Raw genomic sequence first — 13335 nt, forward strand, 5'->3', positions numbered from 1 at the left:
GTCACTGTCCTTCCCGGTCGGATACGACCGAAGCGTATCGATTCCCACCCGTAGTGCCGCCGTCGGCGGCCTGACCGCTTTTATCGCTTTTGTCGCCCACCGCGGCATGGCCGCCGGTGGACCCGAAGCCCCCCTCGGCCCTTGCCGAGTCGGGAAGTTCCGCGACCTCCTGGAAGCGAACCCTCTCGACCTGCTGGACAACCAGTTGGGCAATCCGGTCGAAGCGCTCGAACCGCACGGGCTCGTGCGGGTCGAGATTCACCACGATCACCTTGATCTCCCCACGGTACCCGGCATCAACCGTCCCCGGGGCATTCACGAGGGCGACACCGAGACGGGCGGCGAGACCCGAGCGCGGATGCACGAACGCCGCGTACCCCTCGGGGAGGGCGATCGACACCCCGGTGGGCAGGACGGCCCGCTCCCCTGGCTTCAGTTCCCGGCTCTCGGTCGTCCGCAGATCGGCCCCCGCGTCACCGGGGTGCGAGTACGTCGGAAGCGGTACGTCCGCATCGACGCGCCGGATCAGCACGTTCAGGGGCTCACGGCTCACGGGTTCACCTCGAAGGCGCGGGACCGCCGCACCTGGTCCGGGTCGTTCATGGCGGCCCGGATCTCCTCCGGGCGGCCGTTGTCGATGAAGTGGTCGACCTTCACCTCGATGAAGAGCGCGTCGGCGCGTACCGCGAGGGGCCCGTCGGGGCCGCCGATCCGCCCGGTGGCGGTGGAGTAGATCTTGCGGCCCGCGACCGCCGTCACCTCGGCCTCCAGGTGCAGCACCGTGCCGACCGGCACCGGCCGCACGAAGTCGGTCTCCAGCCGCCCGGTCACGGCGATGGTCCGCAGCAGCCAGTTCAGCGAGCCGAGGGTCTCGTCGAGGGCGGTGGCGAGGACACCGCCGTGCGCGAGCCCGGGCGCCCCCTGGTGGGCGGCCTGCACGGTGAACTCGGCGGTGATCCGCACGCCGTCCCCGGCCCGTGCCTCCAGGTGCAGCCCGTGGGGCTGCTCGCCGCCACAGCCGAAACACTCGCCGTAGTGCGCGCCGAGGAGCTCCCCGGGCGCGGGCGCGTCCGGATGACGCACCGGTTTCACGGCGTCGGCCGGCGGCTCAAGAGCTGCTGAAGTACCTCTCACAGCCGCAGACCTTACCCGCGCGTCGTCCGCGATCGGACACCGTGCCAAGCTTGCCTCCATGCAGCTCTCCGCCGCCCCGTACGAAGAACGCCTCACCGCCCCCCGGTCCTGGTGGCTGATCTCGTTCCTGGTCGGGCTCTCGCTGGCCCTGATCCTGCTGCCGTTCGGCACGCTTCCCATGCTCGCGGGCCTGGCGGGCGGCACCGCGGCGGCGGCGGTCGTGGCGAGTTCGTACGGCTCCGTCCGCATCCGCGTGGTGGGCGACTCGCTGATCGCGGGCGAGGCGAAGCTTCCGGTACGGGTACTGGGCGAGGCGCACGTCATGGACTCGGAGGAGGCGCGGGCCTGGCGCACCCACAAGGCCGACACCCGGGCCTTCCTGCTGCTGCGCGCGTACATCCCGACGGCGCTGCGCGTGGAGGTCGTCGACCCCGAGGACCCGACGCCGTACCTGTACCTGTCGACGCGTGAGCCCGAGCGGCTGGCGGAGGCGATCAGGGCGGCCAAGGCCGCGGCCTAGCACACCAGATCGGGCCGTCGACCGGCTCGGTCAAGGTTTCCTCTGCCCGTCGCAAAAACCTGTCCGTCGCGAAAACCTGCCCGTCGCGAAAACCTGCCCGTCGCGAAAACCTGCCCGCGACGCCGGCCGGTCAGCCGTGCCCGAGATCCTTGCGCCACTGGGCGCTTGCGTCGTCCCCCATCGGCAGTGGCTTCGCCGGGCGCTCCAGCGGCGGCAGTTCGGGCAGCTCCTCCCACGGCACCTGCGCCTTCCGCAGGTCCGTCCGGATCCGTGCCGCGAGCTTCTTCGTGTCCCGGCGGTTCATGACCGCGCCCACAGCGGCACCGACCATGAAGGGCATCAGGTTCGGCAGATTGCGCACCATGCGCTTCATGATCTGTTGACGCAGCTCGCGCTTCATCTGCCCGCCGAGCGCGACGTTGATCGTCGTGGGCTTCATCGGGTCGATGCCGCGTTCCTCGGACCACGAGGAGAGATACGCGGTGCTGCGGTCCTTGAGACCGCCGGGCGGGCGTACGCCGTACACCTCGTGCAGTTCGGCGATCAGCTTCAGCTCGATCGCGGCCACACCGGTGATCTCGGCGGCCAGCTCGGTCGGCATCGCGGGCGGCACCGGCAGCATCGCCGCCGCGCCCACGCCGGCTCCGACCGTCGAGCTCGCGTTGGCCGCGCCCGCCACCAGCTTGTCGGCGATCTGCTCGGGCCCCAGGCCCGGGAAGTGCCGCCGCAGCGTCGCGAGGTCACGTACGGGGATACGCGGGGCGATCTCGATGATCCGGTCGGCCAGGTACCCGAGGCCCGCTCTGGCCCGGCTGCCGCCCCTGCGGACGCCTTCCCGGGCCTTTTCCCGGATGACCGCGACCCGCCGCCGGGCGACGGGCGCGGGAATCTCGGCCGACGCCGGGAGGTCAGCCCCGGACATCGGTTCGAGCGAGGCTCCCGTACCGGATGAGCCCCGCTCGTCGTCACGCGCGCCGTACGGGCCGTCGGACGGCCCTTGGTCCGCTCCCCGCCTGAGGAAGCGGCGCTTCCGAGGAGGGGTCGAGCCAGTCATGCCCGACCCGGCCTCAGTCGCAGTCGCGGCAGATCGGCTGACCGTTCTTCTCCCGGGCCAGCTGGCTGCGGTGGTGCACCAGGAAGCAGCTCATGCAGGTGAACTCGTCCTGCTGCTTCGGCAGCACCCGGACGGCCAGCTCCTCGTTCGAGAGGTCCGCGCCGGGCAGCTCCAGGCCCTCGGCGGCCTCGAACTCGTCGACGTCCACAGCGGAGGTCGACTTGTCGTTCCGCCGCGCCTTCAGCTCTTCAAGGCTGTCCGAGTCAACGTCGTCGTCGGTCTTGCGTGGGGTGTCGTAATCCGTTGCCATGTCGCTCTCCCCCTCTGGGTGTCTGCGGTGTCTCCAGCGCACGTAACGCGTGAGAGGCCGGACTTGTGCCCGACCCGAGGCGGAGATTTTGCCTCACATCAAGGTCTGTTACTCAATCGACACCCAACCGGACCCCTCAAGAGTGATCGGCTTGGATGGCGAACGGGACCGTACACGGTCCTAATGCCGCAGTTCAAAGGCGTCTCACCGTGTACTTCCCGTGATCAAGACCCCCGAAAACCCGGATTTTCCTGGCTTTCCGACCGGTCGCATGATCACGGAGAGTAGATGGCCTGAAATTCGTGCTTGTGATCGATCACACACGGTTCCGCCCGCCGAGTGCCCAGAAAATTCCGCGCAAAGCGAACATCCCCGTGCCGGCGGCGTGTGTCGGCGCACATGGTCTCAGACCGCCAGGGTGACTCGCATCACGAGCCCGCCTCCTTCACGCGGCTGGGCCGAGATGTGGCCGCCGTGGGCCCGCACCACCGACCGCACGATGGAGAGGCCGAGGCCCACACCCTTGTCACTGCCCGTGCGTTCCGTCCTGAGCCGCCTGAACGGCTCGAAGAGGTTGTCGATCTCGTACGCCGGCACCACCGGCCCGGTGTTCGACACGACCAGGACCGCCTGCCCGTGCTGGACCTCGGTGGTGACCTCGACCCAGCCGTCCTCCGGGACGTTGTACCGGACGGCGTTCTGCACCAGGTTCAGGGCGATGCGCTCCAGCAGGACGCCATTGCCCTGGACCACCGCGGTCTTCTGTTCGCCGCGGATCACCACGCCCTTGGCCTCCGCCTCGGCGTGCACCTGGTCGACGGCCTGCTCGGCGACCTCGGCGAGGTCGACCGGCTTGCGCTCGACGATCTGATTGTCGCTGCGGGCGAGCAGCAGCAGGCCCTCCACGAGCTGCTCACTGCGCTCGTTGGTGGCCAGCAGTGTCTTGCCCAGTTGCTGGAGCTCCACCGGTGCGTTCGGGTCGGAGAGGTGCACCTCGAGCAGCGTGCGGTTGATCGCCAGTGGCGTGCGCAGCTCGTGCGAGGCGTTCCCGACGAAGCGCTGCTGGGCGGTGAAGGCCCGTTGCAGCCGCTCCAGCATGTCGTCGAAGGTGTCGGCCAGCTCCTTCAGCTCGTCGTCCGGACCGTCCAGTTCGATACGGCGGGACAGGTCCGAGCCGGCCACCGCGCGGGCGGTACGGGTGATGCGGCCCAGCGGCGACAGGACCCGGCCGGCCATCGCGTAGCCGAAGGCGAAGGCGATGATCGCGAGGCCGAGCAGGGCCAGCAGGGACCGGCTGAGCAGATCGTCGAGGGCGACCCGGCGCTGATCGTCGATACAGGCGCTGACCGCGTCGTTGAACTGCGGGTAGGTGAGGTTGGAGGCGTTGTTGATCGCCGGGCAGTTGTCGCTGGTGACCTTGAGCTCGGCGCCGCCCACGATCTTGAACAGCGGTTCGTTGCCGGTGTTGATGGCCTGTGCGGCCAGCAGGTAGATGATCGACAGCAGCAGGATGCCGGCGATCAGGAACATCCCGCCGTACAGCAGCGTGAGCCTTATCCGGATCGTCGGGCGCAGCCACGGGAAGGGCGGCTCCGACCTGCGGGGGTCCCAGGTGGGCTTCGGGGGCGCCTGGGGAGGCGCGGGAGTGGCGGCCATCGCGGATCAGATCCGGTAGCCGGAACCCGGGACGGTCACGATGACCGGCGGCTCGCCCAGCTTGCGGCGCAGCGTCATGACGGTCACCCGCACGACGTTCGTGAACGGGTCGGTGTTCTCGTCCCACGCCTTCTCCAGGAGCTGCTCGGCGGAGACGACCGCGCCCTCGCTGCGCATCAATACCTCCAGCACGGCGAACTCCTTCGGCGCGAGCTGCACCTCCTTGCCGTCGCGGAAGACCTCACGGCGGTTGGGGTCCAGCTTGATGCCGGCCCGCTCCAGGACGGGCGGCAGCGGCACGCTGGTGCGGCGGCCGAGGGCACGCACGCGTGCCGTCAGCTCGCTGAAGGCGAAGGGCTTGGGAAGGTAGTCGTCGGCGCCGATCTCCAGTCCCTCGACCCGGTCGCTGACATCGCCGGAGGCCGTGAGCATCAGCACGCGGGTGGGCATGCCGAGTTCGACGATCTTGCGGCAGACGTCGTCGCCGTGCACCAGCGGGAGGTCGCGGTCAAGGACGACCACGTCGTAGTCGTTGACGCCGATGCGCTCCAGGGCGGCCGCACCGTCGTACACGACGTCGACGGCCATGGCCTCCCGGCGCAGTCCGGTGGCCACCGCATCGGCGAGCAGCTGCTCGTCCTCGACGACGAGTACGCGCACGTCGCTTGTCCTTCCTGTGTCCACCCGCGTAGCGGTTGTGCCGCGCGCGGGCAGGTGTGTTTGTCGGGTCTCCTGGCCTCCATCCTGCCCTTTTCGGCCATAAGTCGGCGGTAAGACGGGTGAGTGGAGCATGCAGGACAGGTGTGAGGCCCGGGAATGCGAGATTTTCTCTTCCGGTTGAGGTTTCCGTGGGAGGGACCGCGGGGAGGACGGCATGTACACCCCGCGATCACGCTCTGCTTGTGCCGCACCACCTTGCGGTACGAGGGGATCCGCTTTCCGCAGAGCGGGTGTGGGTGTCCGGCACCGTCGCCGCCCGGCCTGGGCAGCGCTGGGCACCTACTGGAGACGTGATCGCCCCTTCCGAACGGCACACCCCCGTGCCACCGACCCACGACCCAGGACGAGGGGGCGCAGCATGGACGCATTCACCGCAGGACTTCTGCAGCGCATAAAGACGACCGAGTCCGACCTGACGCGGGCACGTGACGAGGGCGACGACTTCCTCGTCGAGGTGGAGCAGGGCGAGCTCGACGACCTGCGCCGCCTCGCCGCCGAGCATGGTGTGGAAGTCAGCGCGTCTGGCGTCTGATCGGCTTTTCGGTACCACTGCGGCCCCCGGCGAATCCAGCGCCGGGGGCCGCCTTTTTCGTGCGTGTCCGCCCGGTCAGTCGTGCCAGGCGCCGAAGTTCTCCAGCAGCTGCTGAAGGGGTTCGAAGACTCCCGGTGTCGCGGCGACCGTCAGGTCACGGGAGGGGCGTTCCCCGGGCCGGCCGCCGGTCAGGACACCCGCCTCGCGGGCGATGAGGTCGCCCGCGGCGAAGTCCCAGGCGTTCAGGCCGCGCTCGTAGTAGCCGTCCAGGCGGCCGGCCGCCAGGTCACAGAGGTCGATCGCGGCCGAGCCGCCCCGGCGGATGTCGCGCAGGAGGGGGATCAGGCGCCGGGCCACGTCGGCCTGGTGGGTGCGGACCTCGGTGACGTAGTTGAAGCCGGTCGAGACCAGGGCCTGGTCGAGAGGGGCCGTGGGACGGCAGGTGAGCCGGCGCTCGCCCTCCCAGGGGCCCGTCGCCCAGGCGCCCTCGCCCCGCAGCGCGTGGAACGTCTCGCCGCGCATGGGGACCGCCACGACACCGGCCACGGTCTCGCCGTCCTGCTCGACGGCGATGGAGACGGACCAGGTCGGCAGTCCGTAGAGGTAGTTGACCGTGCCGTCCAGGGGGTCGATCACCCATCGGACGCCGCTCGTGCCCTCGGTGGAGGCGCCCTCCTCGCCGAGGAAGCCGTCGTCGGGTCGCTGCTCGGAGATCAGGTTCGTGATCAGCTTCTCGGCCGCGATGTCCATCTCGGTGACGACGTCGATCGGGCTGGACTTGGTAGCGGCCACCGCGAGGTCGGCCGGGCGGCCGTCGCGCAGGAGTTCACCGGCGCGGCGGGCCGCCTCCCGGGCCAGGGTGAGCAGTTCCGTGGGCAGGGCGTCGGTCACGGGGCTCCTCATGCGTAGGGGCTGTCGGCGCCGGCTGCTGCGGGCCTCGGTGCGCGGGACGGGCAGCAGCCGACCGGGCAGAGGTTGTGGCTCGCGCCGAGCGCGCCGAGCGCGCAGGGCGTGACCTCCTCGGCGCGCTCCACAGCGGCGCGCTCCAGGACGAGGTCGCGGACCGCGGCGGCGAAACGCGGGTCGTCGCCGACGGTCGCCGAGCGGCGCATCGGCAGGCCGAGCTCCTCGGCCTTGTCCTTGGCCTCGGTGTCGAGGTCGTAGAGGACCTCCATGTGGTCGGAGACGAAGCCGATGGGCGCGATCACGACCGCCGGGACGCCGGCCGCGTGCCGCTCCTGGAGGTGGTCGCAGATGTCGGGCTCCAGCCAGGGGATGTGCGGGGCGCCGGAGCGGGACTGGTAGACGAGCTGCCAGGGGTGGTCCACGCCCGTGCGCTCACGGACGGCGTCGACGATCAGCCGGGCCACGTCCAGGTGCTCGGCGACGTACGCGCCGCCGTCGCCGTGGTCCTCGACGCGGCCGGAGCTGTCGGCCGCGGCGATCGGGATGGAGTGGGTGGAGAACGCGATGTGCGCGCCGGCCCGGACGTCCTCGGGGAGGTCGGCCAGGGAGCGCAGCACGCCGTCGATCATCGGCTCCAGGAAGCCGGGGTGGTTGAAGTAGTGCCGCAGCTTGTCGATCCTGGGCAGTTCGAGGCCCTCGGCCTCCAGCGCGGCCAGCGAGTCGGCGAGGTTCTCGCGGTACTGACGGCAGCCCGAGTAGGAGGCGTAGGCGCTGGTGGCGAGGACCAGGACGCGGCGGTGGCCGTCGGTGACCATCTCACGCAGCGTGTCCGTCAGATACGGCGCCCAGTTGCGGTTGCCCCAGTAGATCGGCAGATCCGGACCGTGCTCGGCGAAGTCCTTGCGCAGGGCGTCCAGCAGGGCGCGGTTCTGGGCGTTGATGGGGCTGACGCCGCCGAACCGGAAGTAGTGCTCGCCGACTTCCCTCAGGCGTTCGGTGGGGATGCCCCGCCCGCGGGTGACGTTCTCCAGGAACGGGATCACGTCGTCCGGGCCCTCGGGGCCGCCGAAGGAGAGCAGGAGCAAGGCGTCGTAGGGGCTGGCATCGCGCGCGTCTGGCATGGGTCGATCCTGTCATCCGGTACTGACAGCCGGGAAACGGCGGGGTGTCGACCCGGGTTCCCCCTGCGTCCGGACGGGTGCGTTAGGGTCACCTAACTCGTAAGCTGTCTCGGCTGACGACACGCCTTACCGCGCGCTCCAGAGCCTCACCCGTCCACGCATGCTTCCGCCTTGACCGGAGACCCCGTGCCCAGCCCCTACCGCGCCCTGTTCGCCGCCCCCGGCTCCAAGGCCTTCTCCGCCGCGGGTCTTCTCGGCCGGATGCCGCTGTCGATGATGGGCATCGGCGTGGTGACCATGGTGTCGCAGCTGACCGGGCGGTACGGCCTGGCCGGCGCCCTGTCGGCCACGATCGCGCTCGCTGCGGCCGTGGCGGGCCCCCAGGTCTCGCGCATGGTGGACCAGTACGGGCAGGCGCGCGTGCTGCGTCCGGCGACGCTGATCTCGCTCGCCGCGGGAGCCCTGCTGCTGTTCGCGGCGCACTACTCGTGGCCGGACTGGGTGCTGTTCGTGGCATGTGCCGGCATCGGCTGTGTGCCGAGCGTGGGGGCGATGATCCGGGCCCGCTGGGCCGCGCTGTACCGCGGGACGCCCCAGCTGCACACGGCGTACTCCTTCGAGTCCGTGATCGACGAGGTGTGCTTCATCTTCGGGCCGATCATCTCCATCGGGCTGTCGACGGCCTGGTTCCCCGAGGCCGGGCCACTGCTCGCGGGCTGCTTCCTGGCGGTCGGCGTCTTCTGGCTGACCGCGCAGCGCTCCACCGAGCCCGCGCCGCATCCGCGCGAGAAGCAGGGCGGCAGCTCGGCCCTGCGCGCCCCCGGGCTCCAGGTGCTGGTGGCCACCTTCGTGGCGACCGGCGCGATCTTCGGGGCCGTCGACGTGGTCACCGTGGCCTTCGCGGACGAGCAGGGGCACAAGAGCGCCGCGAGCGTGGTCCTGGCGTTGTACGCGGCGGGCTCCTGCGCGGCGGGCCTCGTCTTCGGGCTGCTGCGCTTCAAGGGGGCGCCCGAACGTCGTTGGCTGCTGGGCATATGCGCGATGGCCGTGAGTATGATCCCCCTCCTACTGGTCGGAAACTTGCCGTTTCTGGCCGTGGCGCTGTTCGTCTCGGGCATGGCCGTCGCTCCCACGATGATCACCACCATGTCCCTGATCGAAGAGCACGTACCACGCGCGCAACTGACCGAGGGCATGACCTGGGTGAGCACCGGGCTGGCGGTCGGGGTCGCGCTCGGCTCCTCCATGGCCGGCTGGGTGATCGACGCAGCCGGTGCGGACGCCGGGTACGGGGTTCCGGCGGTGTCCGGGGCCGTCGCGGTCGCGGTCGGTTTCCTGGGGTACCGCCGGCTCAGCAGGCCGGCTCCGCGTCGGGAGGGCACCGTTGAGCAGCACAGCGAGCGGGAAGAACGGCACGTGGCGTAACTGGGGCGGCAATGTCGCCACCCGCCCCGCGCGGGAGGTCGCTCCGGCGTCCGTGGAGGAACTGGCCGCGGCGATACGCCGGGCCGCCGAGGACGGCCTGAAGGTGAAGGCGGTCGGCAGCGGGCACTCCTTCACTTCCATAGCCGCCACCGACGGCGTGCTGGTCCGCCCTCAGCTGCTGACCGGGATCCGCTCCATCGACCGCGAGGCCGGGACCGTCACGGTCGAGGCCGGCACCCCGCTCAAGCGCCTCAACATGGCTCTGGCACGCGAGGGCCTGTCGCTCACGAACATGGGCGACATCATGGAGCAGACGGTCTCCGGCGCCACCAGCACCGGCACGCACGGCACGGGCCGCGACTCGGCCTCGATCGCCGCCCAGATCAAGGCCCTGGAACTGGTCACGGCCGACGGCTCGGTGCTCACCTGCTCCGAGAAGGAGAATCCGGAGGTCTTCGCCGCCGCCCGTATCGGCCTCGGTGCCCTGGGCGTCGTCACCGCGATCACCTTCGCCGTGGAGCCGCTCTTCCTGCTGGCCGCGCGCGAGGAACCGATGCCGTTCGCACGGGTCCTGGCGGAGTTCGACGAACTGTGGACCGAGAACGAGCACTTCGAGTTCTACTGGTTCCCGCACACCGGCAGCACCAACACCAAGCGGAACAACAGAAGCCCGGGACCCGAGAAGCCGGTGGGGCAGCTCGCGGGCTGGTTCGAGGACGAACTGCTCTCCAACGGCGTCTTCCAGGTGGCCCAGTGGGTCGGCCGCGCGGTGCCCGCCACCGTCCCGGCGATAGCCCAGGTCTCCAGCAAGGCCCTCTCCTCGCGGACTTACACGGACATCCCCTACAAGGTCTTCACATCACCGCGCCGGGTGCGCTTCGTGGAGATGGAGTACGCCGTCGCGCGCGAGGCCGTGGTCGAGACGCTGCGCGAACTCAAGGCCATGGTCGAGCGCTCCGGCCTGCGGGTCAGCTTCCCCGTCGAGGTGCGCACCGCCCCGGCCGACGACATCACCCTGTCCACCGCCTCGGGGCGCGACAGCGCGTACATCGCCGTCCACATGGTCAAGGGCACCCCGTTCCAGCGGTACTTCACCGCGGCCGAACGCATCTTCACGGCGCACGAAGGGCGCCCGCACTGGGGCAAGATCCACACGCGCGACGCCGAGTACTTCGCCGGGGTCTACCCGCGCTTCGAGGAGTTCACCGCGCTGCGGGACCGGCTCGACCCCGACCGGCTGTTCCAGAACGACTACCTGCGCAGGGTGTTGGGTGCGTAGCGCCCGGCCCGCGAGCCCGCCCGTCCGGCCAACTGCCCGACAGGGGCGCGTACGGTCGAAAGCATTGGTTCCGTTTCTGACATTTGCGTGAAGTACGCCACGTTCAAGGTCGAAAACCGCCCAACCCACGGCCGAGTCACGCCTCTTGTCAGAAGTTGGGCGGCGTGCCAATCCACGCACGTGGCCCAAATGGAGTACTGTGGCGAGCCCTGGGTCCGGTCTCCCGCCTGGGCATCCGTGGCCTCCAAGGACCACCGGGAGGGGGCCAGTTGCACAGGGTGACGAAGTTGTCACTTAGCGTTGCGAATAGGTAACCGTGCCATAACGGCGATCCAGGGCCCTGGCCCGACACGCCGGGCAACTCGGCAAGGTTGTGGCAGGCTGCACCCGGGCAGGCCACACTCGACTAGCGGAAGCAGCGACGCACGTGACGTCGGCAGGCACCACCCGGGAGGTCCCCATGCCCGAACTGCGTGTCGTGGCCGTCTCAAATGACGGCACACGGCTGGTGCTGAAGGCTGCCGACGCAACGGAGTACACCCTTCCGATCGACGAACGCCTGCGCGCAGCCGTGCGCGGCGACCGTCCGCGCCTCGGCCAGATCGAGATCGAGGTGGAGAGCCATCTCCGCCCCCGCGACATCCAGGCGCGTATACGCGCCGGTGCCACCGCGGAAGAGGTCGCCCAGCTCGCCGGCATCCCCGTCGACCGCGTGCGGCGCTTCGAGGGTCCCGTGCTCGCCGAGCGTGCCTTCATGGCCGAGCGGGCGCGCAAGACTCCGGTGCGCCGGCCCGGTGAGAACGCCACGGGTCCGCAGCTCGGTGAGGCCGTCCAGGAGCGGCTGCTGCTGCGCGGCGCCGACAAGGACACCGTGCAGTGGGACTCGTGGCGCCGCGACGACGGCACCTGGGAAGTGCTGCTGGTCTACCTGGTGGCGGGCGAACCGCACTCGGCGAGCTGGACCTACGACCCGCCCAGGCGGCTCGTCCAGGCCGTCGACGAGGAGGCGCGCTCGCTGATCGGCGAGTCCGACGACCTCGCCGCGCCGGAGCCCAGCTTCCCGTTCGTGCCGCGGATCGCCCGGCTTCCGCGTGAGCGTTCCATGGACCGCGCCCTCGACCGGCCGAGCCTGCCCGCGCAGGCCTCCGAACCGGTCGAGGAGATCACGGAGGAGCGGGACTCGCTGACCAGCCTGCTGGAGGCGGTGCCGAGCTTCCGCGGCGACATGGTGGTGCCCGAGCGCCCCGCGGAGCCCGAGGTGGAGGAGCCGCAGGCCGAACCGGCCGCGGAGGAGCCGCCCGCTCCGGCCGCGTCGGCCGGTTCCGCCTACGCGGACGTCCTCATGCCGCGCTCCGTGGGCAGCCATCGCGATCGCCTCATCGGCGCCACCGACCGCCAGGCCGAGGCGGACGGCGTCCGTCCGGGCCGCCGGGCCGCCGTCCCGAGCTGGGACGAGATCGTGTTCGGCACCCGCAGGAAGAAGCAGGAGTAGCCGGTAGACCGACGGTCGACGGTCGTACGGCTGCCCGTGCGGCCGTACGAAGACGAGGGCCGCGTTGTTCGCAACGCGGCCCTCGGCCTGTCTGCGGGGCTGCGTCGGCGGCCACTTGGCGCTGCCACGCGCGGCGGCACCCGGACGGCTGAGCGTCAGTCGCCCGCGGACCGTCCTGCCCGGCGCTCGCTCTCTTGCGGATCCGCTCCCACGGCCACCGGACGGGACGGGTCCGAGGACCACTCCGACCAGGATCCGACGTACAGATCGGCCGGGATGCCCGCGACCGCCAGGGCCAGGGCCTCGTGCGCGGCGGAGACTCCCGAGCCGCAGTAGACGCCGACCCGGGTGTCCTCGGAGGCGCCCAGGGACTTGAAGCGGGCGGCGAGTTCCTCGGCGGGCAGGAAGCGGCCGTCCGGGGCGACGTTTTCGTTGGTGGGGGCGGACACCGCGCCGGGGATGTGACCGCCGACGGGGTCGATCGGCTCGACCTCGCCGCGGTAGCGCTCACCCGCTCGTGCGTCCAGCAGTACCCCCGACCGGGCGAGAGCCGCGGCGCCGTCGGCGTCGAGCAGACCCGTCGCGCCCGGAACCGGCTGGAAGTCGCCCTGCGCCGGCGTCGGCACCGAGGTCTCCAGCGGGCCCCGCCAGGCCGGCAGTCCGCCGTCCAGGACCCGCACGTCGGGGTGCCCCGTCCAGCGCAGCAGCCACCAGGCACGGGCCGCCGCCCAGCCCTGCCCGCCGTCGTACACGACCACCGGCGTCCCCGAGGACACGCCCGCCCGTCGCATCGCCGTACCGAATTCAGCCAAGTCGGGAAGGGGGTGACGGCCGTGCGAGCCGGGCGCGGAGGCCAGTTCCCGGTCCAGATCGACGTAGACCGCGCCGGGGACGTGGCCGGACTCGTAGGCCTTGCGGCCGTCGAACGGGGGCTCGCCAGGGGTCTTGGCCAGGCTCAACTGCCAGCGGACGTCGAGCAGCACCGGCGGCTGCTGCCCCGTCAGCGCGCTCGCGAGGTCGGATGCGGTGATGATGGCGTTCATGGCCACCATCCTCGCGCACGGGGTGGCCGCATCGCCCCGCTCCGGATACTCTGCCCGCCGGACAGGCCCGATCACGAGGCGTACGGGATCGGGCACATGCTGTACAGCCGATCGACATCCGTCGGCAATCGCACGGAAACGGG

Annotated in this window: 14 protein-coding genes; 5 read left to right on the top strand and 9 right to left on the bottom strand. The window is 70.7% G+C overall.

From position 1 onward, the window contains the following. Position 1: 1 nt before the first annotated feature. Both dut and AC3ETA_RS12255 read right to left on the bottom strand, forming a co-directional pair. Positions 2-553, bottom strand: a complete 552-nt coding sequence (gene dut / locus AC3ETA_RS12250) for a dUTP diphosphatase (RefSeq protein ID WP_432192876.1) — start codon at positions 551-553, stop codon at positions 2-4. Then, complete coding sequence (locus AC3ETA_RS12255) at positions 550-1134, bottom strand: PaaI family thioesterase (protein WP_432192877.1); 585 nt, start codon at positions 1132-1134, stop codon at positions 550-552. The genes dut and AC3ETA_RS12255 overlap by 4 nt, the downstream gene beginning before the upstream one ends. A gap of 58 nt (positions 1135-1192) precedes the next feature. On the opposite strand from AC3ETA_RS12255, the gene AC3ETA_RS12260 reads away from it, so the two are divergent. After that, positions 1193-1654, top strand: coding sequence for a DUF3093 domain-containing protein (locus AC3ETA_RS12260; RefSeq protein ID WP_432192878.1), 462 nt, complete (start codon positions 1193-1195; stop codon positions 1652-1654). A 130-nt stretch (positions 1655-1784) separates the two neighbouring features. Here the strand turns inward: AC3ETA_RS12260 and AC3ETA_RS12265 are convergent, their stop codons facing one another. The 4 genes from AC3ETA_RS12265 to AC3ETA_RS12280 all read right to left on the bottom strand — a co-directional run bounded on the left by AC3ETA_RS12265 (position 1785) and on the right by AC3ETA_RS12280 (position 5334). Next, positions 1785-2708, bottom strand: a complete 924-nt coding sequence (locus AC3ETA_RS12265) for a hypothetical protein (protein WP_432192879.1) — start codon at positions 2706-2708, stop codon at positions 1785-1787. A gap of 13 nt (positions 2709-2721) precedes the next feature. Then, positions 2722-3018: a DUF4193 domain-containing protein gene (locus tag AC3ETA_RS12270; protein ID WP_005481602.1), complete on the bottom strand. Its 297-nt coding sequence runs from the start codon at positions 3016-3018 to the stop codon at positions 2722-2724. A gap of 405 nt (positions 3019-3423) precedes the next feature. Further along, positions 3424-4674 carry a sensor histidine kinase gene (locus AC3ETA_RS12275; RefSeq protein WP_432192880.1) on the bottom strand — a complete coding sequence of 417 codons (1251 nt, stop codon included), beginning with the start codon at positions 4672-4674 and terminating at the stop codon, positions 3424-3426. Positions 4675-4680: 6 nt separating this feature from the next. After that, positions 4681-5334: a response regulator transcription factor gene (locus tag AC3ETA_RS12280; protein WP_007385219.1), complete on the bottom strand. Its 654-nt coding sequence runs from the start codon at positions 5332-5334 to the stop codon at positions 4681-4683. Positions 5335-5752: 418 nt separating this feature from the next. On the opposite strand from AC3ETA_RS12280, the gene AC3ETA_RS12285 reads away from it, so the two are divergent. Beyond that, positions 5753-5926, top strand: a complete 174-nt coding sequence (locus tag AC3ETA_RS12285) for a hypothetical protein (protein WP_163017036.1) — start codon at positions 5753-5755, stop codon at positions 5924-5926. Between the two features lie 75 nt (positions 5927-6001). Here AC3ETA_RS12285 and AC3ETA_RS12290 read toward each other — a convergent pair whose 3' ends face one another. Next, positions 6002-6817, bottom strand: a complete 816-nt coding sequence (locus AC3ETA_RS12290; protein WP_432192881.1) for an inositol monophosphatase family protein — start codon at positions 6815-6817, stop codon at positions 6002-6004. Between the two features lie 8 nt (positions 6818-6825). After that, positions 6826-7953 carry a ferrochelatase gene (locus tag AC3ETA_RS12295; RefSeq protein ID WP_432192882.1) on the bottom strand — a complete coding sequence of 376 codons (1128 nt, stop codon included), beginning with the start codon at positions 7951-7953 and terminating at the stop codon, positions 6826-6828. A 186-nt stretch (positions 7954-8139) separates the two neighbouring features. Between AC3ETA_RS12295 and AC3ETA_RS12300 the strand changes: the two genes are divergently transcribed. From AC3ETA_RS12300 to sepH, 3 genes are all read left to right on the top strand, one after another. Continuing rightward, positions 8140-9378 carry an MFS transporter gene (locus tag AC3ETA_RS12300; RefSeq protein WP_432192927.1) on the top strand — a complete coding sequence of 413 codons (1239 nt, stop codon included), beginning with the start codon at positions 8140-8142 and terminating at the stop codon, positions 9376-9378. Then, positions 9338-10657, top strand: a complete 1320-nt coding sequence (locus AC3ETA_RS12305; protein ID WP_432192883.1) for a D-arabinono-1,4-lactone oxidase — start codon at positions 9338-9340, stop codon at positions 10655-10657. The genes AC3ETA_RS12300 and AC3ETA_RS12305 overlap by 41 nt, the downstream gene beginning before the upstream one ends. A gap of 460 nt (positions 10658-11117) precedes the next feature. Then, positions 11118-12149: a septation protein SepH gene (sepH, locus tag AC3ETA_RS12310; protein ID WP_432192884.1), complete on the top strand. Its 1032-nt coding sequence runs from the start codon at positions 11118-11120 to the stop codon at positions 12147-12149. A 155-nt stretch (positions 12150-12304) separates the two neighbouring features. Here sepH and AC3ETA_RS12315 read toward each other — a convergent pair whose 3' ends face one another. After that, positions 12305-13192, bottom strand: a complete 888-nt coding sequence (locus AC3ETA_RS12315; protein ID WP_432192885.1) for a sulfurtransferase — start codon at positions 13190-13192, stop codon at positions 12305-12307. Positions 13193-13335: the final 143 nt, after the last annotated feature.

Source organism: Streptomyces sp. bgisy027 (genome assembly GCF_057710365.1).